29 protein-coding genes are annotated in these 24,597 nt (G+C 67.7%); 14 read left to right on the top strand and 15 right to left on the bottom strand.

The features are described from left to right. Positions 1-10 precede the first annotated feature (10 nt). Genes purL through K0O64_RS25150 form a run of 3 tightly spaced genes read left to right on the top strand, consistent with a single transcriptional unit; the run spans position 11 to position 4,631 of the window. On the top strand, positions 11-2,305 hold the full coding sequence (gene purL, locus K0O64_RS25160; RefSeq protein ID WP_096313017.1) for a phosphoribosylformylglycinamidine synthase subunit PurL: 2,295 nt from the start codon (positions 11-13) through the stop codon (positions 2,303-2,305). Then, entirely contained in the window at positions 2,302-4,086 is a 1,785-nt protein-coding gene (locus tag K0O64_RS25155; protein WP_096312313.1) for an alpha/beta hydrolase, read from the top strand. The genes purL and K0O64_RS25155 overlap by 4 nt, the downstream gene beginning before the upstream one ends. Continuing rightward, the gene (locus K0O64_RS25150; protein ID WP_096312312.1) at positions 4,083-4,631 is read left to right on the top strand and encodes an Rv0804 family intramembrane glutamic endopeptidase; all 549 of its coding nucleotides are present in this window, start codon (positions 4,083-4,085) and stop codon (positions 4,629-4,631) included. The genes K0O64_RS25155 and K0O64_RS25150 overlap by 4 nt, the downstream gene beginning before the upstream one ends. Here the strand turns inward: K0O64_RS25150 and K0O64_RS25145 are convergent. Further along, entirely contained in the window at positions 4,628-5,053 is a 426-nt protein-coding gene (locus tag K0O64_RS25145; RefSeq protein WP_096312311.1) for a PPOX class F420-dependent oxidoreductase, read from the bottom strand. The genes K0O64_RS25150 and K0O64_RS25145 overlap by 4 nt on opposite strands. Positions 5,054-5,109: 56 nt before the next feature. Between K0O64_RS25145 and K0O64_RS25140 the strand changes: the two genes are divergently transcribed. Next, the gene (locus tag K0O64_RS25140) at positions 5,110-5,502 is read left to right on the top strand and encodes a sterol carrier family protein (protein ID WP_096312310.1); all 393 of its coding nucleotides are present in this window, start codon (positions 5,110-5,112) and stop codon (positions 5,500-5,502) included. A gap of 92 nt (positions 5,503-5,594) precedes the next feature. Continuing rightward, positions 5,595-7,124, top strand: a complete 1,530-nt coding sequence (gene purF, locus K0O64_RS25135) for an amidophosphoribosyltransferase (protein WP_372507783.1) — start codon at positions 5,595-5,597, stop codon at positions 7,122-7,124. 3 nt (positions 7,125-7,127) lie between these two features. Here purF and K0O64_RS25130 read toward each other — a convergent pair whose 3' ends face one another. Both K0O64_RS25130 and K0O64_RS25125 read right to left on the bottom strand, forming a co-directional pair. Then, a complete protein-coding gene (locus tag K0O64_RS25130) occupies positions 7,128-8,450 on the bottom strand; it encodes a DUF2867 domain-containing protein (protein WP_096312309.1) in 1,323 nt (440 codons plus the stop codon). Between the two features lie 57 nt (positions 8,451-8,507). Continuing rightward, positions 8,508-8,936, bottom strand: coding sequence for a cupin domain-containing protein (locus tag K0O64_RS25125; RefSeq protein ID WP_096312308.1), 429 nt, complete (start codon positions 8,934-8,936; stop codon positions 8,508-8,510). A gap of 29 nt (positions 8,937-8,965) precedes the next feature. Here K0O64_RS25125 and K0O64_RS25120 point away from each other — a divergent pair, with 29 nt between their 5' ends. Together K0O64_RS25120 and purM are read left to right on the top strand one after the other, a co-directional pair. Continuing rightward, positions 8,966-9,583 carry a DUF2461 domain-containing protein gene (locus tag K0O64_RS25120; protein WP_096312307.1) on the top strand — a complete coding sequence of 206 codons (618 nt, stop codon included), beginning with the start codon at positions 8,966-8,968 and terminating at the stop codon, positions 9,581-9,583. Positions 9,584-9,631: 48 nt separating this feature from the next. Further along, a complete protein-coding gene (gene purM / locus K0O64_RS25115; RefSeq protein WP_096312306.1) occupies positions 9,632-10,702 on the top strand; it encodes a phosphoribosylformylglycinamidine cyclo-ligase in 1,071 nt (356 codons plus the stop codon). Between the two features lie 36 nt (positions 10,703-10,738). On the opposite strand, the gene K0O64_RS25110 is transcribed toward purM, so the two are convergent. Both K0O64_RS25110 and ygfZ read right to left on the bottom strand, forming a co-directional pair. Next, the gene (locus K0O64_RS25110; RefSeq protein WP_071949117.1) at positions 10,739-10,924 is read right to left on the bottom strand and encodes a DUF3073 domain-containing protein; all 186 of its coding nucleotides are present in this window, start codon (positions 10,922-10,924) and stop codon (positions 10,739-10,741) included. 137 nt (positions 10,925-11,061) lie between these two features. Further along, positions 11,062-12,150 (bottom strand): CAF17-like 4Fe-4S cluster assembly/insertion protein YgfZ, encoded by a 1,089-nt coding sequence (gene ygfZ / locus K0O64_RS25105; RefSeq protein ID WP_096312305.1) that lies wholly within the window; start codon positions 12,148-12,150, stop codon positions 11,062-11,064. Positions 12,151-12,188: 38 nt separating this feature from the next. Between ygfZ and K0O64_RS25100 the strand changes: the two genes are divergently transcribed. Then, complete coding sequence (locus K0O64_RS25100; protein ID WP_096312304.1) at positions 12,189-13,073, top strand: aminodeoxychorismate lyase; 885 nt, start codon at positions 12,189-12,191, stop codon at positions 13,071-13,073. Between the two features lie 249 nt (positions 13,074-13,322). On the opposite strand, the gene K0O64_RS25095 is transcribed toward K0O64_RS25100, so the two are convergent. The 9 genes from K0O64_RS25095 to lmeA all read right to left on the bottom strand — a co-directional run bounded on the left by K0O64_RS25095 (position 13,323) and on the right by lmeA (position 17,868). Then, complete coding sequence (locus K0O64_RS25095; protein WP_096312303.1) at positions 13,323-13,631, bottom strand: hypothetical protein; 309 nt, start codon at positions 13,629-13,631, stop codon at positions 13,323-13,325. A 22-nt stretch (positions 13,632-13,653) separates the two neighbouring features. Next, on the bottom strand, positions 13,654-13,974 hold the full coding sequence (locus tag K0O64_RS25090) for a hypothetical protein (protein WP_096312302.1): 321 nt from the start codon (positions 13,972-13,974) through the stop codon (positions 13,654-13,656). Next, positions 13,974-14,621 carry a heme-binding beta-barrel domain-containing protein gene (locus K0O64_RS25085; RefSeq protein WP_096312301.1) on the bottom strand — a complete coding sequence of 216 codons (648 nt, stop codon included), beginning with the start codon at positions 14,619-14,621 and terminating at the stop codon, positions 13,974-13,976. The genes K0O64_RS25090 and K0O64_RS25085 overlap by 1 nt, the downstream gene beginning before the upstream one ends. 156 nt (positions 14,622-14,777) lie before the next feature. Then, a complete protein-coding gene (locus tag K0O64_RS25080; protein ID WP_047332252.1) occupies positions 14,778-15,080 on the bottom strand; it encodes a DUF1416 domain-containing protein in 303 nt (100 codons plus the stop codon). A 2-nt stretch (positions 15,081-15,082) separates the two neighbouring features. Then, positions 15,083-15,916, bottom strand: coding sequence for a sulfurtransferase (locus K0O64_RS25075; protein ID WP_096312300.1), 834 nt, complete (start codon positions 15,914-15,916; stop codon positions 15,083-15,085). 33 nt (positions 15,917-15,949) lie between these two features. After that, the gene (locus tag K0O64_RS25070; RefSeq protein ID WP_071949138.1) at positions 15,950-16,423 is read right to left on the bottom strand and encodes a DUF4395 domain-containing protein; all 474 of its coding nucleotides are present in this window, start codon (positions 16,421-16,423) and stop codon (positions 15,950-15,952) included. A 91-nt stretch (positions 16,424-16,514) separates the two neighbouring features. Next, positions 16,515-16,616, bottom strand: coding sequence for an Ms5788A family Cys-rich leader peptide (locus K0O64_RS30340; protein WP_350355560.1), 102 nt, complete (start codon positions 16,614-16,616; stop codon positions 16,515-16,517). A 20-nt stretch (positions 16,617-16,636) separates the two neighbouring features. Beyond that, on the bottom strand, positions 16,637-17,056 hold the full coding sequence (locus K0O64_RS25065) for a TlpA family protein disulfide reductase (RefSeq protein WP_071949140.1): 420 nt from the start codon (positions 17,054-17,056) through the stop codon (positions 16,637-16,639). Then, positions 17,053-17,868 carry a mannan chain length control protein LmeA gene (gene lmeA / locus K0O64_RS25060; RefSeq protein ID WP_083542987.1) on the bottom strand — a complete coding sequence of 272 codons (816 nt, stop codon included), beginning with the start codon at positions 17,866-17,868 and terminating at the stop codon, positions 17,053-17,055. The genes K0O64_RS25065 and lmeA overlap by 4 nt, the downstream gene beginning before the upstream one ends. Positions 17,869-18,057: 189 nt before the next feature. Between lmeA and K0O64_RS25055 the strand changes: the two genes are divergently transcribed. The 6 genes from K0O64_RS25055 to pstB all read left to right on the top strand — a co-directional run bounded on the left by K0O64_RS25055 (position 18,058) and on the right by pstB (position 23,873). Beyond that, the gene (locus K0O64_RS25055; RefSeq protein ID WP_071950297.1) at positions 18,058-18,861 is read left to right on the top strand and encodes a winged helix-turn-helix transcriptional regulator; all 804 of its coding nucleotides are present in this window, start codon (positions 18,058-18,060) and stop codon (positions 18,859-18,861) included. Further along, positions 18,858-19,790: a mycothiol synthase gene (mshD, locus tag K0O64_RS25050; protein WP_071949142.1), complete on the top strand. Its 933-nt coding sequence runs from the start codon at positions 18,858-18,860 to the stop codon at positions 19,788-19,790. The genes K0O64_RS25055 and mshD overlap by 4 nt, the downstream gene beginning before the upstream one ends. A gap of 151 nt (positions 19,791-19,941) precedes the next feature. Beyond that, entirely contained in the window at positions 19,942-21,075 is a 1,134-nt protein-coding gene (gene pstS / locus K0O64_RS25045) for a phosphate ABC transporter substrate-binding protein PstS (protein ID WP_071949143.1), read from the top strand. Between the two features lie 75 nt (positions 21,076-21,150). Then, positions 21,151-22,176, top strand: coding sequence for a phosphate ABC transporter permease subunit PstC (pstC, locus tag K0O64_RS25040; protein WP_096313015.1), 1,026 nt, complete (start codon positions 21,151-21,153; stop codon positions 22,174-22,176). Then, the gene (gene pstA, locus K0O64_RS25035) at positions 22,173-23,087 is read left to right on the top strand and encodes a phosphate ABC transporter permease PstA (RefSeq protein WP_096312299.1); all 915 of its coding nucleotides are present in this window, start codon (positions 22,173-22,175) and stop codon (positions 23,085-23,087) included. Before pstC ends, pstA begins: the two co-directional genes overlap by 4 nt. A gap of 9 nt (positions 23,088-23,096) precedes the next feature. Next, on the top strand, positions 23,097-23,873 hold the full coding sequence (gene pstB / locus K0O64_RS25030) for a phosphate ABC transporter ATP-binding protein PstB (protein WP_071949146.1): 777 nt from the start codon (positions 23,097-23,099) through the stop codon (positions 23,871-23,873). Between the two features lie 57 nt (positions 23,874-23,930). Here the strand turns inward: pstB and phoU are convergent, their stop codons facing one another. After that, positions 23,931-24,596, bottom strand: coding sequence for a phosphate signaling complex protein PhoU (phoU, locus tag K0O64_RS25025; protein WP_047333790.1), 666 nt, complete (start codon positions 24,594-24,596; stop codon positions 23,931-23,933). Position 24,597 lies beyond the last annotated feature (1 nt).

Raw genomic sequence — 24,597 nt, 5'->3', positions numbered from 1 at the left:
ACTGTTCGGCGTGACTTCTGGGCTCTCTGGAGCAGTCGACACCGTCGACCACGCGTCAACCACCCCCGAGCACCCGCAGCCGTACCGCGAACTCGGCCTCAAAGACGACGAATATCAGCGGATCCGCGACATCCTCGGCCGCAGGCCCACCGACGCCGAGCTCGCGATGTACTCGGTGATGTGGAGCGAACACTGCTCGTACAAGTCCTCCAAGGTGCACCTGCGCTATTTCGGTGAGACCACCACCGAGGCCATGCGGCAGTCGATGCTCGCCGGTATCGGCGAGAACGCCGGCGTGGTCGACATCGGCGACGGCTGGGCGGTGACGTTCAAGGTCGAGTCGCACAACCACCCGTCCTACGTCGAGCCCTATCAGGGTGCGGCCACCGGAGTCGGCGGTATCGTCCGCGACATCATGGCGATGGGCGCGCGCCCGGTGGCGGTGATGGACCAGCTGCGCTTCGGCGCGGCGGATGCTCCCGACACCCGCCGGGTCCTCGACGGCGTGGTCCGCGGTATCGGCGGCTATGGCAACTCGCTGGGCCTGCCGAACATCGGCGGCGAAACGGTGTTCGACGCCTCCTATGCGGGCAACCCTCTGGTCAACGCGCTGTGTGTCGGCGTGCTGCGCAAAGAGGATCTGCACCTGGCGTTCGCCTCCGGCACCGGCAACAAGATCATCCTGTTCGGTGCGCGCACCGGCCTGGACGGTATCGGCGGGGTGTCGGTGCTGGCCTCCGACACGTTCTCCGGTGACGAGTCCGGCGCAGGCCGCAAGAAGCTGCCGAGCGTTCAGGTGGGCGACCCGTTCACCGAGAAGGTCCTCATCGAGTGTTGCCTGGAGCTGTACGCCGCCGGTCTGGTGGTGGGCATCCAGGATCTCGGTGGGGCTGGATTGTCTTGTGCTACTTCGGAGTTGGCGTCTGCCGGTGACGGAGGTATGCGCATCGAACTGGACCGGGTGCCGCTGCGGGCTAAGGACATGACCCCTGCCGAGGTGCTCTCCAGTGAGTCGCAGGAACGCATGTGTGCGGTGGTCACCCCGGAGAACGTCGAGGCGTTCATGGCGGTATGCCGCAAGTGGGACGTGCTGGCCACCGTCATCGGCGAGGTCACCGACGGGGACCGGCTGCAGATCACCTGGAACGGCGAGACCGTGGTCGACGTGCCGCCGCGCACCGTGGCCCACGAGGGCCCGGTGTACGAGCGTCCAGTGCAGCGGCCCGACAGCCAGGATGCGCTGATCGCCGACACGTCGGCCTCGCTGCCCCGGCCGAAGACGGGCGACGAGCTGCGCGCGACTTTGCTTGCGCTGGTGGGCAGTCCGCATCTGTGCAGCCGGGCGTTCATCACCGAGCAGTACGACCGCTACGTGCGGGGCAACACCGTGCTGGCCGAGCATGCCGACGGTGGCGTCCTGCGCATCGACGAGGCCACCGGCCGCGGGATCGCGGTGTCCACCGACGCGTCGGGGCGCTACACCCAGCTCGACCCGTACACCGGTGCGCAGCTGGCGCTGGCCGAGGCCTACCGCAACGTCGCCGTCACCGGGGCCACACCGATCGCGGTGACCAACTGCCTCAACTTCGGCTCACCCGAAGACCCCGGCGTGATGTGGCAGTTCTCGCAGGCCGTCCGCGGGTTGGCGGATGGCTGTGCGGCCCTTGGCATCCCGGTCACCGGCGGAAACGTCAGCTTCTACAACCAGACCGGCGCGACGGCCATCCTGCCGACCCCGGTGGTCGGTGTCCTCGGCGTCATCGATGACGTGACCCGGCGGTTGCCCACCGGACTGGGCAACGAACCGGGGGAGACGCTTTTCCTGCTCGGTGACACCCGCGACGAGTTCGACGGCTCGATCTGGGCGCAGGTCACCGGCGACCATCTCGGTGGCGTGCCGCCGCAGGTCGACCTCGAGCGGGAGAAGTTGCTGGCCGAGGTGCTGGCGTCGGCGTCGCGCGACGGCCTGGCTTCGGCGGCCCACGATCTCAGCGAAGGCGGCCTCATCCAGGCGGTCGTCGAGGCGGCGCTGGCCGGTGAAACCGGTTGCCGCATCGTGCTTCCCGAGAACGCCGATCCGTTCGTATTCCTGTTCTCCGAGTCTGCAGGCCGGGCCCTGATCGCCGTGCCGCGCACCGAGGAGAGCCGCGTCGTGTCGATGTGCGAGGCCCGCGGCTTGCCCGCGACGCGGATCGGGGTGTCCGACCCGGCCTCGGATTCCGTTGAGGTGCAAGGCTTATTCACTCTGACGCTGGCAGAACTGCGCGCCACCTCCGAGAAAGTGCTGCCCGGGCTGTTCGGATGACCAGTGCGGTCGACGACGTCACCGGCGAGGCCGCGGCCCCGCCAGCGGCGCAGCGCCGCCGGGAGTCGTTCATCGAATGGGCCTGGAGCCTGGTCCGGCTGGACTTCGTCGGGGTGGGGTTCGGCGCGTTCTTCTTCTGCCTGTCGCTGACCCCGTCGCTGGTGCCGCGCGACTGGGTGCTGGCCGGCGTGATCGGCGGGATCAACGCGGCGATCGGTTACGGCATCGGGGTGTTGGCCAGCAAGCTGGTGCGGCGGCTGTTCCTCGACCACCGGCCGTGGTGGCCACCGAGTGCGCGAGTTCTGTACTGGCTCAAGGGCGTGACGGTGGCGCTGTCGATCGGCGCCAGCCTGCTGATGCTCGTGCCTGCGGCCGCCTGGCAGCGCCAGATCGCCGCGGTTATGGGCATCGAGGGGCCGTCCACGCTGATCTTCCTGCGCACCCTGGTGGTCGCGCTGGTGGTCGGGGGTCTTCTGGTCAGTGTGTCGCGGGTGATCAAGGACGCCATCAAGTTCCTCGCCCGGGTGATGATCCGGCGCTGGCAACTCAACGACGAGGTCGCCATGTTCATCGGCACCGCGATCGTCGTGGTACTGATCATCACCCTGGTCAACGGTGTGCTCTACCGCGGCTTCATCGCCGGTGCCAGCGCGATCTTTCAGCCGCAGAACGACACCACCCGACCCGGCGTCGAGCGACCCGTTCAGCCCGAAAGATCAGGCAGCGCAGCCTCGTTCGCTGCGTGGGACACCCTGGGCTTCCAGGGCCGTAACTTCGTCGGCACCGGTCCGCACGCCGCCGACCTCACCGAGCTCAACGGGCGTCCCGCCAAGGAGCCGATCCGAATCTATGCCGGTCTGGAGACCGCCGACACCAACGAGGGTCGGGTCGCGACACTGCTCTCGGAGTTGCAGCGCACCAAGGCCTTTGAACGCAAGGTGCTGGTGATCATCCCGACCACCGGCACCGGCTGGGTGGACCCGGTGGCGGCCAGGGCGATCGAGTCGATGTACAACGGCGACACCGCGCTGGTGGCCATGCAATATTCGTACCTGCCCAGCTGGATCTCGTTCCTGGCCGATCGGGACAAGTCGGTCGAGGCGGGCCGGGCCATGATCAACGGAATTCAGCGCCGGTGGCTGCAGTGGCCCGAGGCCAGCCGGCCGAAGTTGATGCTCTACGGCGAGAGCCTGGGTTCTCTGGCCGGCCAAGGCGCGTTCGGATACCTGCCCGATGTCGTGGACAAGGGGTTCTCGTCGGTGCTGTGGGTCGGGCCGCCGAATGCCAGCACGCTGTGGAAAGCGTTGACGGTGCGACGCGATCCCGGCACCCCGGAGTATCAACCGCGCTACGACGGCGGGCGCACCGTGCGGTTCGCGCAGGCGGCCGGCCCGGCGCAGATCGCCGGGGTAGCGGCGTCCCCCGAGTGGAAGGGCACCCGGGTGCTGTATCTGCAACACCCGTCGGACCCGGTGGTGTGGTGGTCACCGAACCTGCTCTTCAGGAAACCGGACTGGCTGAAGGAGCCGCCGGGATTCGACCGCAGCCCGGCCATGCGCTGGTATCCGATCGTCACGTTCTGGCAGGTCAGCGCGGATATGGCGGGCAACGTCACGAGTTCGCAAGCGGCACCCAACGGGCACGGCCACAATTACGGCAACAGCCCGCTCGACGGCTGGGTCGCCGTCGCCGCACCAGCCGGGTGGACGCCGGAGGACACCGAACGCATCAGGCGTTCCTTGGAGAAGCTCATCGCGGCAGGGGGGCCCGAATTCCAATGATCACCAAGGATTCTGGCGCGCCCGGTGTGCGTGCGATTGTCAGTACCGCGATCGCGGCAGCCGTCGGTGCACCGTTGGGCCTGCGGCCTCCCCAGCTGTGGTCGGGTCTGCGTACCGGCGCGGTGGCCTTCGGGGCGGTGGCCATGACGGTCGCGGCGCTGACGGCGGTGCCCCGGGTGCGTCAAGGGATGATCGACCGCACGGTCCCGGCGAAGCCCGTCCGCTGGCTGGCGCTGGATATCCCGGTCGCCACGGCCTGGACCGAGGAGATGCTGTTTCGCGGCATGCTGCAGACGGTCGCTGAGCGTGCGCTCGGCCGGACCGTCGGCTCGCTGGTTCAGGCGACGGCCTTCGGGCTCTGGCATATCCCCGATGCCAGGAGGGTCGGCGATCCCGTGCTCGGCACGGTCGTGGTGACCGGCGTGGCCGGCCTGGTATTCGGCTGGCTGGCCAGGCGGTCCGGCAGCGTGCTGGCTCCGGTGCTCGCGCATGTGGCGTTCAACGAGTCCTCAGCGGTCGCCGCGATCGTGCTGCAGCGGCGCTAGCTCGCCGTCGTCGGCACGTCCCTGGCATCGGGCACCAAGTCGTGCGGCTCGGTCTCGGTGTCGTCGATACCGAAGCTGATGATGCGCTTGGGCGTGATCCGGATGATCGCGCTGTCGATGCCGTCACCGGGCGGCTCGGCCTCGGCCTGCTGGGCGGTGCCGCGGATCTCCAGGCACCGCACCCGCCACGGGTCGCGCGAGACGATGTCGTCGACGACGAACGCGACGGTGTTGTTGGTGGTCAGGTTTCGGAACTTGCGGCTCTTGGACATGTTGTAGCCGACAACGTCGATGGTGCCGAGCTCGTCGTTGTAGGAGAAGCCGACGGGGCTGTTCTGCAGCGTGCCGTTCGGCTGGATGGTCGCCAGCCGGCCCAGATCCGCCGACTTCAGGTACTCGATTTCGTGCGGTTTGAAAGCCATAACCCCAACGTAGGACCTCAACTTAGGTTGACGTCAACGAGCACTAGGCTCGACTCGTGCCCGCCCGCAGCAACGCCGACCCCGAAGCGACGGTCGCCGCCGTCCGCGCCGTGGCGACCTGGTTGCGCGACGAGGCCGCGGCGACCCCCGACCGCCCGGCGATCGCGGCGGCGGTGCGGTTGACCGCCCGCACCCTCGCCACACTGGCACCGGGTGCCAGTGTGGAGGTGCGCATCCCGCCTTTCGTTGCGGTGCAATGCATCTCCGGGCCGCGCCACACCCGCGGCACGCCACCCAACGTGGTGGAGACCGATCCCCGGACCTGGCTGCGGTTGGCGACCGGTCTGCTCGATGTAGACCAGGCGTCTCATAACGGCGCACTGCGGCTGTCCGGCTCGCGGGCCGGCGAGGTCGCCGCCTGGCTTCCCGTCGTGTCACTCACCGACTGAGAGCCCGACACTCGGCGTTCAATTCCGCGATTCCCGCCGATGCCCGTAAACTGGCTTACGTCACCAACCTGCGCCAGGGAGCAGCCGATATCGTGACCGACCAAGTGGAGAACGACCCTCGGGAAGAGTGCGGCGTCTTCGGCGTATGGGCTCCGGGCGAGGATGTAGCCAAACTCACTTATTACGGTCTCTATGCCCTGCAGCACAGGGGCCAGGAGGCCGCAGGCATCGCCGTCGCCGACGGGTCGCAGGTGCTGGTCTTCAAGGATCTGGGCCTGGTGAGCCAGGTCTTCGACGAGCAGACCCTGGCCGCCATGGAAGGCCACGTCGCCGTCGGCCACTGCCGGTATTCCACCACCGGTTCCACGACCTGGGAAAACGCCCAGCCGGTGTTTCGCAACACTGCTGCGGGCACCGGAATTGCGTTGGGCCACAACGGAAATCTCGTCAACACCGCTGAACTGGCCACGCGGGCGCGCGAAGCCGGGCTGATCAACCCGAACATGCCGGGTGCGGCGACCACCGACTCCGACATCCTCGGCGCCCTGCTGGCGCACGGCGCGGCGGACTCCAGCATCGAGCAGGCCGCCCTGGAGTTGCTGCCCAGCGTGCGTGGCGCCTTCTGCCTGACCTTCATGGACGAGAACACGCTGTATGCCGCCCGCGACCCGTACGGCGTACGGCCGCTGTCGCTGGGCCGGCTGGACCGCGGCTGGGTGGTCGCGTCCGAAACCGCGGCCCTGGACATCGTCGGCGCCTCCTTCGTCCGCGACATCGAACCCGGTGAGCTGCTGGCCATTGACGCCGACGGCGTCCGGTCCACCCGGTTCGCCAACCCGACCCCCAAGGGCTGCGTCTTCGAGTACGTCTACCTGGCCCGGCCCGACAGCGTCATCGGTGGTCGCTCCGTGCACGCCACCCGCGTCGAGATCGGTCGCCGCCTGGCTGCCGAGAAGCCGGTCGAAGCCGACCTGGTCATCGGTGTTCCGGAATCCGGGACGCCCGCCGCGGTCGGCTATGCCCAAGGCTCCGGCATCCCGTTCGGGCAGGGCCTGATGAAGAACGCCTACGTGGGGCGCACATTCATCCAGCCGTCGCAGACCATCCGCCAGCTCGGTATCCGGCTCAAGCTGAACCCGCTGAAGGAAGTCATCCGCGGTAAGCGGCTCATCGTCGTCGACGACTCGATCGTGCGCGGCAACACCCAGCGCGCGCTGGTGCGCATGCTGCGCGAGGCCGGCGCTGTCGAGGTGCACGTCCGTATCGCGTCTCCGCCGGTGAAATGGCCGTGCTTCTACGGCATCGACTTCGCCACCCCGGCCGAACTGATCGCCAACGCGGTGGACAAAGAGGGCGAGATGCTCGAAGCGGTGCGCCACGCGATCGGTGCGGACAGCCTCGGTTACATCTCCAAGCAGGGGATGATCGCGGCGACCGAACAGCCCGCGACGCGGCTGTGCTGCGCCTGCTTCGACGGCAGCTATCCGATCGAACTACCCGGCGAGACCGCGCTGGGCAAGAACGTCGTCGAGCACATGCTGGCGACCGCCGCCCGCACCGGCCTGCCGATCCAGCCGGCGTCGGCCGACAACGACAACGTCTCGGCGCTCAGCAGGCCCTGACGGTCAGCCGACTGCCTCGGTGACCTTGCGCAGCTGCGCACCGAGCGTCACCGCATGCACCGGCCGCCCGGCGATCCAGTACAGCCGACCCAGCAGCCCACGCGGGTAGAAGATCGCCCGCTGTTCATATCGGCTGCCGCCCCGGTCCGGTGCCACCCGCATCTCCAGCCACCGCACGCCGGGAGTGCGGTCGTCGGCCCGCAGCCGCAGCAGCGCACCCTCGTCGCGGCTCTCGACCTGCCAGTGGTCGGGGACGCTGTGCTCGACGGCTTCCCAGAGCCGTTGCGGGCTGGCCGCCGTGTGCCGCGACCGGGTGTCGGTGTAGACGATCGCGCCGGCCCAGTCCGGGTCGCTGGGTACCGACGCCGCGGTACCGGTGTCCCACGTGGTCTCCACCTCGCCGCGTGCAATGCGGGCCAGTGCAAGTGAGACCGCCCGCCGGTAGGGGGTGAGACCGGCGGGCGGCGGGTCGATGATGGTGTCGATGTCGTGATTGGCCATGACGGCATCGCAGTGCAGAGACTCGACCAGCGGACGGGCCAGACCTGACGGGATGGGCGTCACCAGGCCCACCCACAGCGCCGCGATCCGGGGCGTCAGCACCGGCAGCACCACCATGTGGCGTCGGCTCAGCCCCGCGACCTCGGCGTAGATCTGCATCATGTCGCCGTACTCGAGTACGTCGGGGCCGCCGATGTCCCAGGCCCGCGACGACGGCACCTCGGCGGTGGCCGCGGCGGCCAGGTAGTGCAGCACATCGCGGATCGCGATCGGCTGGATCTTGTTGTGCACCCACTTCGGCGTCGTCATCACCGGCAGCCGGTCGGTGAGGTGCCGGATCATCTCGAACGAGGCCGAGCCCGAACCGACCACGACCCCGGCCTGCAGCACCACCGTTTCGATGCCCGAGGCGATGAGGATCTCCCCGACCGTGGTGCGCGAGGCGAGATGCGTTGAGAGCTCCGCACCTTCAGGATGCAGGCCGCTGAGGTAGACGATGCGCCGAACGCCCGCAGTGCGGGCGGCGATCACGACGTTCTGGGCGGCGCGGCGTTCGTCGGCGGCGAAGTCCGCCGATGTGCCCATCGAGTGCACCAGGTAGTAGACGACGTCGACATCGGTGAAGGCTTCGGCGAGTGAGTCGGCGTCGGTGAGGTCCCCGCGCGCGATCTCGATCTTGTCTCGCCACGGCACGCCGTTGAGCTTGTCCGGGGTCCGCGCCAGCGCACGCACCGCGAAGCCCTCCTCGAGCAGTCGCGGCACCAGACGGCCGCCGATGTAACCAGTGGCACCGGTGACCAGGCATCGGGTTCGCTGCGCCGCCATGAATCCTCCGTTCGTCGGTATCGGTCATTCGGAGCCGACGAGCGGTTGGATTGCCGCTTATTCGAAGGGGCAACCAGGGTTGGGCGCGTCGACCGCCAGCGGGCTGCCGGCCGGCTTGATGTAGAGCACCGTCATCACCAGCGGGACCGGTCCCTCGTTGCGGCCCTCGTGGATGTAGCCGTCACCGCTGCCCTCGCTGATCGCGTCGCCGGCGTTGTAGACACCGTCGACCGAGCAGTCGCCCCGGTAGTGGGTCAACGTGCCCTGCTTGATGACGCCGAACACCTGGCCGGGGTGGTAGTGCCAGCCGGTCGTGCCGCCCGGGGCGACGGTGAGCTCGCGGGTCACGTAATCCTTGCCGTCGAGCGTGGACTGCACCAGGGTCTCCGCCTCGATACCCGAGCTCGGGGTCGCCGCCGCAGTCCCGGGGACCACGATCGCGCTGCCCAAGGCGACGGTCATCGCCACGGGGAACCACTGTTTCATGGGAGACCAGAGTGTCACACAATGGCGGAATGGCGTTCCGAGGCTGGCCGATCGAGGCGGTGGAGTTCTACGAGGGCTTGGAAGCCGACAACTCCAAGGTCTATTGGACGCGGCATCGCGAGGTGTACGACCGTCACGTGAAGGCGCCCATGGAGGAACTGCTCGCCGAACTGGCCGGCGAGTTCGGCGAAGGCACGCTGTTCCGGCCGCACCGCGACGTCCGGTTCAGCGCCGACAAAGCGCCCTACAAAACCAACTGCGCGGCGCGGCTCGGCTCCGGCTACGTCTCGTTCTCGGCCGACGGTCTGTCCGTCGGCAGCGGGCTGTACATGCCCGACGCCCCGGCGCTGGCCCGCTACCGGGCGGCCGTCGACGCCAAGAAGTCCGGCGCCGAACTCGTCGCGATCGTCGACGCCCTGCGTGAAGGCGGCTACGACACGATGGCGCACGACGTTCTCAAGACCGCGCCGAAGGGTTACCCGAAGGATCACCCGCGCATCGAGCTGCTGCGCTACAAGGGCATCGCGATGATGAAGGCCTGGCCGGTCGGCGCCTGGCTGGGCACCGCGAAGGCCAAGGATCGGGTGGTCACCACCCTGCGGGTCGGGGCACCGTTGCGCGACTGGCTGGCCCGCAACGTCGGCTGACGGCTGGCCCGTATCGGCGGCGGACGTCGACCGGTAGCCTTATGCGCGATGACGGATCGCGAGGAAGACAACCTGATCTCCTACGCATCGGCCGGGGTGGACATCGAGGCCGGTGACCGCGCGGTCGAGCTGTTCAAGCCGCTGGCGAAGCGGGCCACCAGGCCCGAGGTGCGTGGCGGGCTTGGCGGCTTTGCCGGGCTGTTCGCGCTGCGCGGAGACTATCGGGAGCCGCTGCTGGCCGCGTCGACAGACGGGGTCGGGACCAAGCTCGCCGTGGCCCAGGCGATGGACAAGCACGACACCGTGGGCCTCGACCTGGTCGCGATGGTGGTCGACGACCTCGTGGTGTGCGGCGCCGAGCCGCTGTTCCTGCAGGACTACATCGCCGTCGGGCGCACGATCCCGGAACGCGTCGCCGCGATCGTGGCCGGTATCGCCGAGGGGTGTGTGCTGGCCGGCTGCGCATTGCTGGGCGGAGAGACCGCAGAGCATCCCGGGCTGATGGAGCCCGACCACTACGACATCTCCGCCACCGGCGTGGGTGTCGTCGAGGCCGATGACGTGCTGGGCCCGGAGCGGGTCCGGCCGGGCGACGTGATCATCGCGATGGGCTCATCCGGCCTGCACTCCAACGGCTACTCGCTGGCTCGCAAGGTTCTGCTCGAGATCGACCGGATGAACCTGGCCGGCCACGTCGAGGAGTTCGGCCGCACGCTCGGTGAGGAACTGCTCGAACCCACCCGTATCTACGCCAAGGACTGCCTGGCGCTCGCCGCCGAGACGCAGGTCCGCACCTTCTGCCACGTCACCGGCGGTGGGCTGGCAGGCAACCTCGAACGCGTCATCCCACACGGCCTGGTGGCCGAGCTGGACCGCGGAACGTGGACGCCCGCACCGGTATTCGCGATGATCGCCCAGCGCGGACGCATCGACCGGCCGGAGATGGAGAAGACGTTCAACATGGGTGTCGGCATGGTCGCCGTCGTCGCGCCGGAGGACACCGACCGCGCACTGGCGATTCTGACTGCACGCCATCTGAACTGCTGGACGCTGGGGACTGTCACCAAGGGGAAGGACGGCCCGCGAGCCAAGCTCGTCGGGCTACATCCCCGCTTCTAGGGGATCACGCCCAGCGCTTGGGGAGGAGGCGGCGGCTCAGCGCCGCCAGCTGCCCTCGTCGGCCCAGGGGTCCTCGTCTAACCCGTTGTCGACGGTGTCAGGCTCATCCGACTCCGACCCCGACAGCTCTTGTTGGAGCCGACTGAAATCGGTCTGTGGGGAGCTGTATTTCAGCTCTCGAGCAACCTTGGTCTGCTTTGCCTTTGCCCGGCCGCGGCCCATGGGGGAACCCCCTCGCGCAATAACGGAGCGGCCCGGGATGCAGGCGGCTCCGATCTGTGTGTTCGTTATTGTCCTGCCCACACCTTACCGTGCCCCGCTCCGATGTGCTGGCAGGCCCGTTCGGCCGTGCGTGAACGTCAGGATGCGCCGCGGCGCAGACGCTCCACCGCGAGCCGGCCGGCGCCGACCGCGTCCGTCGGCGGCAGCGACTCCGGGTCGATCTCCGCGGCCACTTCGTGCTCGCCGCCCGTGGTCAGCGCGGTATCGGCCGGGATTCCGCGCTTCACCAGAGCCAGCGCGATGGGTCCGAGATCGACATGGTCGACGACGGTGCCCAGCCGGCCCACGACACGCCCGGCGGCCAGTAGGGGATCGCCGGTGGCCGGACGCTCGCCGGAGCCGTCGAGATGCACGAGGACCAGCATCCGGGGTGGCTTTCCCAGGTTGTGGACGCGCGCGACGGTCTCCTGACCGCGATAGCAACCCTTGTCGAGGTGCACGGCTCCTTGCCCGGGACCGCCGATCCACCCGGCCTCGTGCGGGATCGTCCGGTCATCGGTGTCCACACCGAGCCGGGGTCGCTGCGCGGCGACCCGGTGCGCCTCGTAGGCCCACACCCCGGCGCGGCGCACGCCCGCCGCTTCCAGCCTGGTCAGCCAGCTCGCGACGTCGCCACGCGGAACCACCAGGTCGAGCTCGATCTGCCCGGCCGGTGACGGAACCCGGCGCAGGAAACCGCCGTCCACCGAGACGGCGAAGGATTCCGCAGGCAGCCCGTCGAGGCCCAGGACGTCGAGGACCGCGGGGTCGGCCAGACGCGGGCCGAGCAGTGAGAGGACGGCCAGATCGGCGGCTTCGAGCGTCACGTCGGCCCAGAACACCATCTTGCGCAGATAGGCCAGCAGCGGTTCGCCGCGCTCACGTTCGGTGTCGAGATAGGTGACGCCGTCCAACTCGGTCTGCACCCAGTGATCCTCAACACGGCCCTGCCCGTCGAGGCTGAGGTTTTCGGTGGAGGCGCCGTCGGGCAGCGCCGTGACGTGCTGCGAGGAGATCGAGTGCAACCAGCTCTGCCGGTCGGGTCCGGTCAACGTGATGACCGCGCGGTGCGAACGATCGATCACGACGGCGTCGTGCTCGGCGGCGCGTTGCTCACCGAACGGATCGCCGTAGTGCCAGATCGCGCCGGCGTCGGGGGAGCTGTCAGGTGCGGGAACGGCTGACACACATCAACTCTACGGGGCTGCCACTACGCTCATGTCTCATGTCTGCCCCGTCATCGGTGATCGTCACGCTCGACGGCGAGGTGCACGACCCGGCCCAGCCGCTGCTGTACTCGGACGACCTTGCCGCGGTGCGCGGCGACGGAGTCTTCGAGACGCTGCTGGTCCGCGACGGCCGCGCATGCCTGGTGGAACCGCACCTGCGCCGGCTCGGGCAGTCCGCCAAGATGATGGACCTACCCGAGCCGGACCCGTCCGACTGGCGGCGGGCGATCGACATCGCCGTCGGGCAGTGGGCCTCGTCGACGACCGCTGAGGGCGCGCTACGACTGGTCTACAGCCGCGGCCGCGGCCGCGAGAGCGGCTCGGCTCCCACCGCCTACCTGACGGTGAACCCCGTGCCGGAGCGAGTGGTGGCCACCCGCCGCGACGGTATCGCCGCGGTGCTGCTCGACCGGGCACTGCCGTCGACCGGGGTGGACGCCATGCCGTGGCTGGTGGCCGGCGCCAAGACGCTGTCGTACGCGGTGAACATGGCCGCCCTGCGGTATGCCGCCGACAAGGGCGCCGGCGACGTCATCTTCGTCAGCTCCGACGGCTACCTGCTCGAGGGCCCGCGCTCGACGGTCGTCATCGCCAGCGACGAGGGCTCGGGAACGACTTTGCTCACGCCGCCGCCGTGGTATCCGATCCTGCGTGGAACCACCCAGCAGGCGTTGTTCGAAGTCGCCCGCGACAAGGGCTACGACTGCGACTTCCGCGCGCTGCGACCAGCGGATCTGTTTGCCGCGCAGGGGGTTTGGCTGGTGTCCAGCATCACTTTGGCGGCGCGGGTGCACACAATTGACGGACGCGTCCTTCCGCCCACCCGATTGGCCGCCGAGATGACCGCGTTGGTCGACGCCGCGATCACCCACGATCGCTGATCGCGAAAACCTGTTGGCACAACCCTTCTGACGCGGGTACTTTCGTCGGTACACAAGAAGGGAGGTGGTCCGGAAAATTGATAGCTTCTAGGACATGTGAGGTGGCTGCCCGCTAGCAGCACCAGGTGCATGGAATCACCTGCGCACTGAGCGCGCTGGCGAATTCCAGGCAGCTACCCGGCCCCCGAGCTCTTGGTTAGTCCGACCAGGGATAACGGCTCGGGGGCCGCCCCATTTCCGGGTCCTGAATCACCAATCGTCGTGATCGGGGCAGGACACATCGATGTATACCGTTGTCGGCGAGGCTGATTCGTCGGGTGGCGGTCCGCCAGGATTGTGGATCGCGGTGACAGAGCACCGGTCGAGCGGTGTGCGGGTGTAACCGAAGACCCAATTGATGCCGACGCGATAGCCCTGACTCTGTAGGTCGCGGATGGTGTCGGCCGCCGATTCGGCGCCCGCCACGGGCCACGGCGGATCGGCCGCGGCGGGTGGAGCGGCCGCCAGGAGCGCGGCAACAACCGCGACGACGATCGCCCTGAACCCTGCGGTACCCATGATCTAACGGTACGAGCAGTTGCTAGCCGGCCGGTCCGGGTTCCAACGGTGAACACGCCTTCTTCGCCTGATCCCACACACCGGGGTCGACGCCCTGCGGGGGACCCAGCACGCCGCTGCCAGCCGAGTCGGGCACACCGTGTTCGTGCAGGCAGTGTGCCAGCGATCCGTGTTCGGCGGGCGCGGACGTGGCGGCACTCGGTGCGGAGGTGGTGCCCGGCACAGGGCTGGTGGTGCTGGGCGCCGGGCTGATCGCCGTCGGCTGCGATGGGGTCGGGGCCGGGGCGCAACCGGCGAGGATCGCGGTGGCCGCCGCGGCGACCCCGAGGGGAAGGGTGCGCATCAGCCGACGTGTCGTGTCAGTCGCGCCGACAGATGAGGGACCAGTCCGCCGTCGGCGTCGACCCGCTCCTCGACGTACGCCAGATCGCCGCCCTCGACGATGCCGTAGAGCCGCTTGGCGCCGCCGACCAGTACACCGGACTTGCTGCGCGCCAGTGCATCGGTCACGAGCTCCCAGGACGACTGGTTGCGCGGGTGGCCGTAGAACAACTCGACATACCCGGCGGAATGGGCCAGCAGCAGCTCGATCGCCTGCGATTCGTCGGGGTCGGCCGGGTCGCTGACGAACCGCCAGAAGCCGGTCTCGCGGAGGCCGGGGGAGTGATAGTCGCCGCCCTCGTCGAGGCGCCAGGACCGCGACTCCCAGTTCAGATAGTCGCCGCCGTCGTGCGAGACGATGATCTGCTGGCCGAAGTGGTAGTCCCCATGCGTGCCGCGCCCCTCGCCCTCACCGCGCCAGACGCCGACCAGCGGCAGCAAGGCCAGCAGGGCGTCGCTCAGATTGGCGCCCAGCCGCAGATTGGCGGTGTCGGCGGGCAGCGGAAGGTCTTCGAAAACCGGGATGTTGCGGCCAGCCGTCTCTTTCGCCCGTTCGGCTGCAGCCGCTACGACGCGATCGCCGCTCCCGGAGATGTCTGGAGAACTCACGACTCGTCGGTGATCAGTCGGTAGAGCGCGTACAACGCGAACCAGGTGATCAGAACGACCGTCGCAACCAGCAGGATCTCGTAGAAAAGAACCACGGTGTCAGTCTATCCGGGGCTCGGGCAGGCTCACCGCCCGAGCCACCGTCGTCTTTGTGAGTTAAGCGACCTTGATGTCGACTTCGTGGATCCCCGCGCCGGTCGGTGCCACGGTGGCATCACCGTTGCCGACCTTGGACAGCGCACGCACCGTCCACGTACCCGGCGCGGCGAAGAACCGGAAGTCACCGGTCGCCGAGGCGACGACCTCGGCGGTGAACTCGTCGCTGGAGTCCAGCAGGCGCACGAAGGCACCGCCGACCGTCTGGCCCGCGTCGTCCACGACGCGGCCCGTGATCACGGTCTCCTTCTCGAGGTCGACACCGGCGGGCAGGGTCTGTCCTTGTTTAGGTGCAGAGCACATGATCAACTTCCCAACTCGATCGGGGCCCCCACCAGGGAGCCATATTCGGTCCAACTACCGTCGTAGTTCTTTACGTTCTTGTGCCCCAACAGTTCTTGAAGCACGAACCAGGTGTGCGAAGACCGCTCGCCGATACGGCAGTAGGCGATGGTCTCCTTCTCGCCGTCCAGGCCGGCCTCGGCGTAGAGCTTGGCCAGCTCCTCGTCCGACTTGAAGGTGCCGTCCTCGTTCGCAGCCCTGCTCCACGGAACGTTGATGGCGCCGGGGATATGCCCGGGGCGCTGGCTCTGCTCCTGCGGCAGGTGAGCCGGCGCGAGGATCTTGCCGGAGAACTCGTCGGGGGAGCGGACGTCGACCAGGTTCTTGGTGTTGATCGCGGCGATCACCTCGTCGCGGAACGCGCGGATGCTGGTGTCGGGCGCCTTGGCCGCGTACGACGTGGCGGGGCGATCGGGCACCTCGGTCACCAGCGGGCGTCCGTCGAGTTCCCACCTCTTGCGGCCGCCGTCGAGCAGCTTGACGTTCTCGTGGCCGTACAGCTTGAAGTACCAGTAGGCGTACGCCGCGAACCAGTTGTTGTTGCCGCCGTAGAGGATCACGGTGTCGTCGTTGCTGATTCCCTTGTCCGACAACAACTTCGAGAACTGCTGCTGGTCGACGAAGTCACGCTTGACCGGGTCCTGCAGCTCGGTCTTCCAGTCGAGCCGCACGGCGCCGGCGATGTGGCCGTCTTCGTAGGCCGAGGTGTCCTCGTCCACCTCGACGAAGACGGTGTTCGGCGCGTCGAGATTGCTCTCGGCCCAGTCGGTAGAGACCAGGACGTCGGAGCGTGCCATGTAGTGGTTCCTTTCGGTTTCTTGTCTGAAGGCTCAGGTGGTGGCCGGCGTGCGGCGCAGCCTGGCCACGAGGGGGTAGATCTGGCAGCCGAGGCAGATGCCGAAGGCGGCGTTGAGGAAAGCGGCGAACAGGGCGAAGGCGGTGGCGATGGTGCCGAGCAGCGGTGCCCCCAGGCCGAAGCCGGCGACACCGACGACGGCGAACACGAAGCCCACCAATTGGGCGAACTTCAACGGCGGCACCGGTTCCCGCTCGGACACCGGGCTCAGCCGCGGCGCCACCAGGTTGGCGAAGATCAGCCCGTACGGGTGCTGACGAGGCCCGCGCACGGCGCCGATCGCGAACACCACGGCCTGCAGCGCCAGCACGATCGTCGCGGCGATCGTGCTGAACCCCGAGACGACGAGCACCGCCACCAGGACGGCTGTGGTGACCCAGGCGGCGAAGCGGGGCCCACGGACGTCCACCTGTGCGATGGCGGGGGAATGAGTGGTGGTGGTCGACATGATCTTTTCTCCTGTTGCTGAACGGGGCTGGACGGAGACGGGCCGCAAACGGCCGCTCCAGAGTGGCGGCGCGAAAGAAAGGCGCGGCTACTCAGCAGCTACAGCAACAACAGCAACAACCCGCAACGCGGCACAGATCAACTGCGCGACGCTTGGTGAGCATGAGCTCGAGGCGGGCCGACACGCGAGCCATGGTACCCAATGACCCCGGTCTCAAGCCAACAGAGGTTCGAGGGCCGAGCGCAGGTCAGCGGCCTTGGGAACCCCCGCCGTGCGGTATCGCTGCCGGCCCTGCGCATCGAAGATGAATGTGGTCGGCAACGACAGCACCGAAAGCCGTCGTGCGGCAGCCGGATTGGCATCCATGTCGATTTCGACGTGGGCGACGTCACGCAGGTCGGCGCACACCTGGTTGACCACTCGCCGGACGCCCGCGCAGGGTCCGCACCACACTGCGCTGAAATGCACGACCGTCGGCCCGGTCCGAGATAACCCCAGGTCGCTGACGTCGACATCGAGTGGTTCGGCTTCGCGCACGACGCCGGATCGGCGGTTGTGCAGCACGCCCGCGACGCCCGCGACCACCAATGCGGCGGCGATGGCGACGATCGCGGTGATCAATGCGGGACTCATGTCTGTTTGAACCCGTCGAGGCGGATGGTTACTCCCTCGGTGATGCCTTCGATGATGATGTCCGACCCGCGGGCGCCTTCGGTGGTCGGGCGGACGCCGAACGGCAGCTTCTGCCCGGGCAGGCTGCCACTGAACGCCGCCAGCACCGCCGCTTTCTTGTCATCGGGTACCGGCTGGTCGGCGGTGCCCGGCCCGGTCTGGATGTCGGTGGCCGTGAAGACCAGCGTGGTCTGGTCGGGGCCGGCCACCGACAGGTCGACGGCGACACTGACCGGCTTGTCGAAATCGGCCTTCTTCGGCGTCCCGGTGAACACCAGGCCCTTGCTGCCGGAGATGCCCGACTCGGTGGTACCGCCGGTGGCGTCGTTGGTCTCCTTGGACGGGGCCTCCACCATCAGGTCGGTGATCCCGACGAACCGGCCCAGATGGAGCGAATCGATGATGATGCGACTCTCCAGCTTGCCGACCGGCAGATTCGCATCCGGCCTGATCAACCAGGACGCCTCGGTCAAGTCGATGTTGTGCAGCGTGGCTTCCAGCGAAGCCTTGCCGACCACCTGATGGCCCACCCCGTTCGCCTTGATCTCGATCTCGTCGAAGTGGTGATGCATGGCCTGGCGGATGAACGGAAAGCCCAGGATCGCCACCGACGGGTCGAATGAGAGGCCTGCGGCGCTGCGGACGGTACGGGCCAGCCGGTATTCGGCGTAGATCGTCGCCCCGAAATCGACGCCGACCGCCCCGATGACCACGGCCAGCAGCGTGGCACCCAAAGTGATCAGCAGCTTTCGCACCTGCACATTCTGGCCCACGGTGGGTGCAAAGCTGGCAGCGCGCATGCCCTGGGCAATGCGCTGAGTCGTTCAGATCAGCTAAATAGCAGGTAGCGGGTTAAAGTTAGTTGACCCATGGCCGGGTAACGGCCATATGTCGCCCATGAGTCTGGTAGGTCACCGCGACGGCGCTGTCGACGATGAGTATCCGGGGCATTGGAGAGTTTGTTGGACCTGCTACTTCTCACCGTCGACCCGCACCCCGAATCGGTGCTGCCGTCGCTGGCGTTGCTCGCGCACACCGTCCGGGCCGCACCCACCGAAGTCTCGTCGCTGCTGGAAGCCGGCTCGGCGGACGTCGCGATCGTCGACGCCCGCACAGACTTGGCGGCCGCCCGCGGCCTGTGCCGGCTGCTCGGGACCACCGGCACCTCGGTGCCCGTGGTAGCCGTCGTCAACGAGGGCGGCCTGGTCGCCGTCAACATGGACTGGGGTCTCGACGAGATCCTGCTGCCCAGCACCGGCCCTGCCGAGATCGACGCCCGGCTGCGTCTGCTCGTCGGCCGCCGCGGCGGCGTCGCCACCCAGGAGAGTGCGGGCAAGGTCAGCCTCGGCGAGCTGGTCATCGATGAGGGCACCTATACGGCGCGGCTGCGCGGCCGCCCGCTGGACCTCACCTACAAGGAGTTCGAGCTCCTCAAATACCTGGCGCAGCACGCGGGCCGGGTGTTCACCCGTGCACAGCTGCTCCAGGAGGTCTGGGGTTACGACTTCTTCGGCGGCACCCGCACCGTGGACGTCCACGTGCGGCGACTGCGCGCCAAACTCGGACCCGAATACGAATCGCTGATCGGCACCGTTCGCAACGTGGGCTACAAGGCGGTCCGGCCGGCCAAGGGCCGTCCCGCACCGGTCGAGTCGGACTTCGCCGAGGATGACGACGAGGACGCGTTCGACGACGCGGAGGACGCGATCGCCGATTCGATGAGCGTGCGATCGGGGCCCATGTCCCAGCCGCTGCGCAGTCAGTGACCGCGCCGCACTGGCGCACCGCTCTGACGTCGGCTGAGCAGGAGCAGGTGCGCGCGCTGATCGAGGCCGCCACCCGAACCGACGGGCTGGCCCCGGTGGGCGAGCAGGTGCTGCGCGAGTTGCCACTGTCCCGCACTCAACACCTGATCGCCGCCGACGGCGACGAGCTGACCGGCTACCTCAACCTGACGCCCGGACGCGACGACGAAGACGCAATGGGCGAGCTGGTCGTCGCACCACATGCCCGTCGCCGCGGCATCGGCACGGCCTTGGTGCGCGCGGCCACCGACCGCGCAGACGGGCCGGTCCGGTTCTGGGCGCACGGCACCCTGCCCGCGGCCATAGCGGTGGCCGACACGCTCGGCCTGACGGCGGTCCGGGAACTGATGCAGATGCGCCGGACCTTGCGCGACGTCCCGCATGCCGACGTGCCCGACGGTGTCTCCATCCGCACCTACGAGGGCGAGGCCGACGACGCCGAGCTGCTGCGGGTCAACAACGCTGCCTTCTCCTGGCATCCCGAACAGGGCGGCTGGGAGCAGGCCGATCTGGACGAACGACGGCGTGAGCCGTGGTTCGACCCCGAGGGCCTGTTCCTCGCTTTCGACGACGACACCGGCCGGCTGCTCGGATTCCACTGGACGAAGGTGCACGCCGACCATCCCGGGCTGGGGGAGGTCTATGTCGTCGGAGTAGACCCCGCCGCGCAGGGCCGCGGCCTGGGCCGGCTGCTGACCGTCGTGGGCATCGACCACCTCGCGCGGCGGCTGGGCTCACAGGAGAATCCGGAAGTCATGCTCTACGTCGAAGCCGACAACGTCGCCGCGGTGAAAACCTATGAGCGGCTTGGCTTTGCTGTGTCCACCGTCGACACCGCGTATCAAGCCCCGGAAACAGCAAATATTGACTGCGACGGCAGCCACAGCTAGTTAGCGGTTTGGCGCAACGCCACGTTCATCTACCTGTTCACCTTCCGTTCATATTCCGAACGGGTTCCGTCCACTACCAACGCCTAACTTGCCGGGTGGTGCATGTGCTCCTACCGGGGCGAACAGGGCAACATTGGAGAAAGTGGGATAGGTGAATCTGAACAGGTTTGGCAAGGCGTTCCTCGTGACTGCGTCAGCAACGGCCATCACCGGCCTGACGCTCACCGCCTGCGGGAGCGACAACAACTCCTCGTCGTCGGGCACGTCGGGAACCAAGGCGTCCGGTTCGTCCAGCGCATCGGCCGACTGTGGTGGAAAGAACGCCGTGACTGCCGAAGGCTCGACCGCTCAGCAGAACGCCGTCGCGGTGTTCAACCAGGTGTGGGGCCAGAAGTGTGCGGGCAAGAACCTCTCGTACAACCCGACCGGCTCGGGCGCGGGCGTCACCCAGTTCATCGCCGGCCAGGTCGACTTCGCCGGCTCCGACTCGCCGCTGTCCAAGGATCAGGTCGATCCCGCCGCCAAGCGTTGCCAGGGCAACCCGGCCTGGAACCTGCCGCTGGTCTTCGGCCCCGTCGCGCTGGGTTACAACCTGCCCGGTGTCGACAAGCTCGTCATCAACGCCGACGTGCTGGCCAAGATCTTCACCGGTGCCATCACCAACTGGAACGACCCGGCCATCGCCGCGCTGAACAGCGGTGTCTCACTGCCCGACCAGAAGATCACGCCGATCTACCGGTCGGACTCCTCGGGCACCACCGACAACTTCCAGAAGTACCTGGCCGCCGCGGCGCCGCAGACCTGGAGCAAGGGTGCGGGCAAGGAATTCCAGGGTGGCGCCGGTGAGGGCGCGCAGAAGTCGGCCGGCGTTGTGCAGGCCGTGCAGGCCACCCCGGGTGCGATCGGTTACGTCGAGAAGGGCTTCGCCGACCAGGCCAAGCTGACCGCCGCCCAGATCGACACGGGCAGCGGCCCTGTCGCGCTGAGCGACGATTCCGCCAAGGCCGCCATTGACTCCGCGAAGTTCGCGGCCGAGGGCAACGACCTGAAGCTGGACCTGAACTCGCTGTACGCCACCAAGGCCGCGGGCGCCTACCCGCTGATGTTGGCGACCTACGAGATCGTCTGCTCCAAGGGCTACGACGCCGACACCGCCGCGGCGGTCAAGTCGTTCCTGACCGTGGCGGCCAACGACGGTCAGTCCGGCCTGGCGGCCGCCGGCTACGTTCCGTTGCCGGACGCCTTCAAGCAGCGGCTGCTCACCGCCGTCAACGCAATTCAGTAACAGCGCTGGCGAGACAGGTCGATTGCGGTGACGATGGAGAGATCAGTGAGCGATGGGGTGGATGTGACCCAAGATATGCCCGGGCCAAATCCAGCTGAGGCTGGATCCGGCGAGGTCGTGGCCGCACCCTTCCCGGAGAAGCCCGCGATCCCGACGAACCCGTCCGGACACGCCAAGGTGCGCCTCGGCGACCGGGTCTTCCGGGCGCTGTCCGAAGGCTCCGGCATCTTCGTCATCGCGCTGATCGCCGCGATCGGCCTGTTCCTCGTCTGGCGTGCGGTACCGGCGCTGGGGCGAAACGACGCGAACTTCTTCACCTACGGCGGCAACTGGGTCACCACCGATACCGCCCACATGAAGTTCGGCATTCTGGACCTGCTGCAGGTGACGGTGTTCGTCTCCCTGTTCGCCTTGGTCCTGGCGATGCCGGTCGCGCTCGGTATTGCAATCTTCCTGACGCAGTACGCCCCGCGCCGGGTGTCCGGGCCGCTGGGCTACATGGTGGATCTGCTGGCCGCCGTGCCGTCCATCATCTACGGCGTCTGGGGCCTCTACGTGCTGGCCCCGGTGCTCAAGCCGTTCGCGCTGTGGCTCAACAAGAACCTCAGCTGGCTGTTCCTCTTCGACACCGGGAACGCATCGGTCGCCGGCGGCGGCACGATCTTCACCGCCGGGATCGTGCTGGCGGTGATGATCCTGCCGATCATCACCGCGGTCACCCGCGAGGTGTTCGTCCAGACGCCGCGCGGCCAGATCGAGGCCGCACTGGCGCTAGGCGCCACCCGCTGGGAGGTCGTCCGGACGACGGTGCTGCCGTTCGGCCTGTCCGGCTACATCAGCGGCGCGATGCTCGGCCTGGGCCGCGCCCTGGGCGAGACGATCGCACTGCTGATCATCCTGCGTGGCACCCAGAAGGCGTTCGGCTGGTCGCTGTTCGACGCCGGCTACACCTTCGCCAGCAAGATCGCTTCGGCCGCTTCGGAATTCAACGACCAGTACAAGGCGGGCGCCTACATCGCCGCCGGCCTGGTGCTGTTCGTGCTGACGTTCGTGGTCAACTCGGCGGCTCGCGCCGCGGTGGCCGGAAGGGGAGCCCGATGACCTCGACGCTGGACAAGCCAGTCAAGGCACCCACATTCCAGTCGGTGAGCCTGCGGCGCAAGCTGACCAACAACACCGCCACGGTTCTGGTGACGTTGTCGGTGTTCATCGCCGTGGTACCGCTGGTCTGGGTGCTGTACTCGGTGGTCACCAAGGGCATCGGCATCGTCTTGGACAGTGCGTGGTGGACGCATTCGCAGTCCGGCATGACGGCGTTCATGGCCGGCGGCGGTGTCTATCACGCGCTGGTCGGCACACTGCTGCAAGGTCTTTTCTGCGCGGTCATCTCGATCCCGGTCGGCGTCTTCGTCGGCATCTATCTCGTCGAGTACGGCGGCGGCACCAGGCTGGGCAAGGTCACCACCTTCATGGTCGATATTCTCACCGGTGTGCCCTCGATCGTGGCCGCGCTGTTCATCTACGCACTGTGGGTCGCCACCCTGGGCTTCGGGCGCTCCGGCTTCGCGGTCTCGCTGGCTCTGGTGCTGCTGATGATCCCGGTGATCGTGCGATCCACCGAGGAGATGCTGCGGATCGTTCCGATGGACCTGCGCGAGGCCAGTTATGCCCTCGGCGTGCCGAAGTGGAAAACCATTGCGCGCATTGTCATTCCGACCGCACTGTCGGGAATCGTCACCGGCGTGATGCTCGCGCTGGCGCGCGTCATGGGTGAGACCGCACCGCTGCTGATCCTGGTCGGCTACTCGCAGGCGATGAACTTCGACATGTTCAACGGCTTCATGGGCTCGCTGCCCGGCATGATGTACGACCAGACATCGGCGGGTGCCGGCGCCAATCCCGTTCCCACCGACCGCCTCTGGGGTGCGGCGCTGACGCTGATCCTGCTGATCGCAGTTCTCAACGTCGGTGCGCGCTTCGTCGCCAAATTCTTTGCCCCGAAAAAGGTATAGGAGCCTTCGATGGCCAAGCGGCTTGATCTCAAAGACGTCAACATCTACTACGGCGCGTTCCACGCTGTCGCCGACGTGTCGCTGGCGGTACCTCCGCGCAACGTGACCGCGTTCATCGGGCCCTCGGGCTGCGGCAAGTCCACCGTGCTGCGCACGCTCAACCGCATGCACGAGGTCATCCCGGGCGCCCGAGTTGAAGGTTCGGTGCTCCTCGACGGCGAGGACATCTACGGCTCCGGCGTCGACCCGGTCGGCGTGCGCAAGACCATCGGCATGGTCTTTCAGCGGCCAAACCCGTTCCCCACCATGTCGATTCGCGACAACGTGGTGGCCGGTCTGAAACTGCAGGGCGTGCGCAACAAGAAGGTGCTCGACGAAACCTGCGAGCGATCGCTGAAGGGCGCCAACCTCTGGAACGAGGTCAAGGACCGGCTGGAGAAGCCCGGTGGCGGCCTGTCCGGCGGTCAGCAGCAGCGGCTGTGCATCGCCCGTGCGATCGCCGTGCAGCCCGATGTGTTGTTGATGGACGAGCCCTGCTCGGCACTGGACCCGATTTCCACGCTGGCCATCGAAGACCTCATCGGTGAGCTCAAGCAGGAGTTCACGATCGTCATCGTCACGCACAACATGCAGCAGGCCGCGCGCGTCAGCGATCAGACTGCGTTCTTCAACCTGGAGGCCACCGGCAAGCCGGGACGTTTGGTGGAGATCGACGACACCGAGAAGATCTTCTCAAACCCGAGCCAGAAAGCCACCGAGGACTACATCTCCGGCCGGTTCGGCTGAGGCCACAACTACAAAAAGGCCGGTATCGCCAAGCGATACCGGCCTTTTCGTACGTCTCTAGGTGGCCGCGATTTCCTCTTCTTCGGGCAGGCGGCCGGTGACCTGGAAGATCACCCGACGGGAGATCTCCACGGCGTGGTCGGCGAAGCGCTCGTAGAAGCGGCCCAGCAGCGTCACGTCGACCGCGGCGGCCACGCCGTGCTTCCACTCGCGATCCATCAGCACGGTGAACAGATGCCGGTGCAGGTCGTCCATCGCATCGTCTTCCTCGCGGATGCGGCGCGCCTTCTCCGGATCGCGGGACAGCAGCACCTCGCGAGCGCTGTTGCCCAAATCGACTGCGACACGGCCCATTTCAGCGAAGTAACCGTTGACTTCCTCCGGCAGGGTGTGCTGGGGATGCCGGCGGCGGGCGATCTTGGCGACGTGCAGTGCCAGCGCACCCATCCGGTCGACGTCGGCGACGATCTGGATCGAGCTGACGATCGCGCGAAGGTCACCGGCGACCGGCGCCTGCAGGGCGAGCAGCACGAAGGCGGCTTCCTCTGCGCGCGCGCTGGCGGCGGAGATCTGTTCGTGGTCGGTGATGACCTGTTCGGCCAGCACCAGATCGGCCTGGAGCAGCGACTGGGTCGCTCGTTCCATCGCGAGTCCGGCCATCCGACACATCTCGGCCAGCTGGTTGGTCAGAGCATCGAGCTGCTCGTGGTATGCGGTACGCATG

The organism is Mycolicibacterium pallens (genome assembly GCF_019456675.1).
GTDB lineage: Bacteria > Actinomycetota > Actinomycetes > Mycobacteriales > Mycobacteriaceae > Mycobacterium > Mycobacterium crocinum.
Note: the sequence above shows the minus strand (reverse complement) of the source record. Positions and strands in the feature narration are given on the sequence as shown.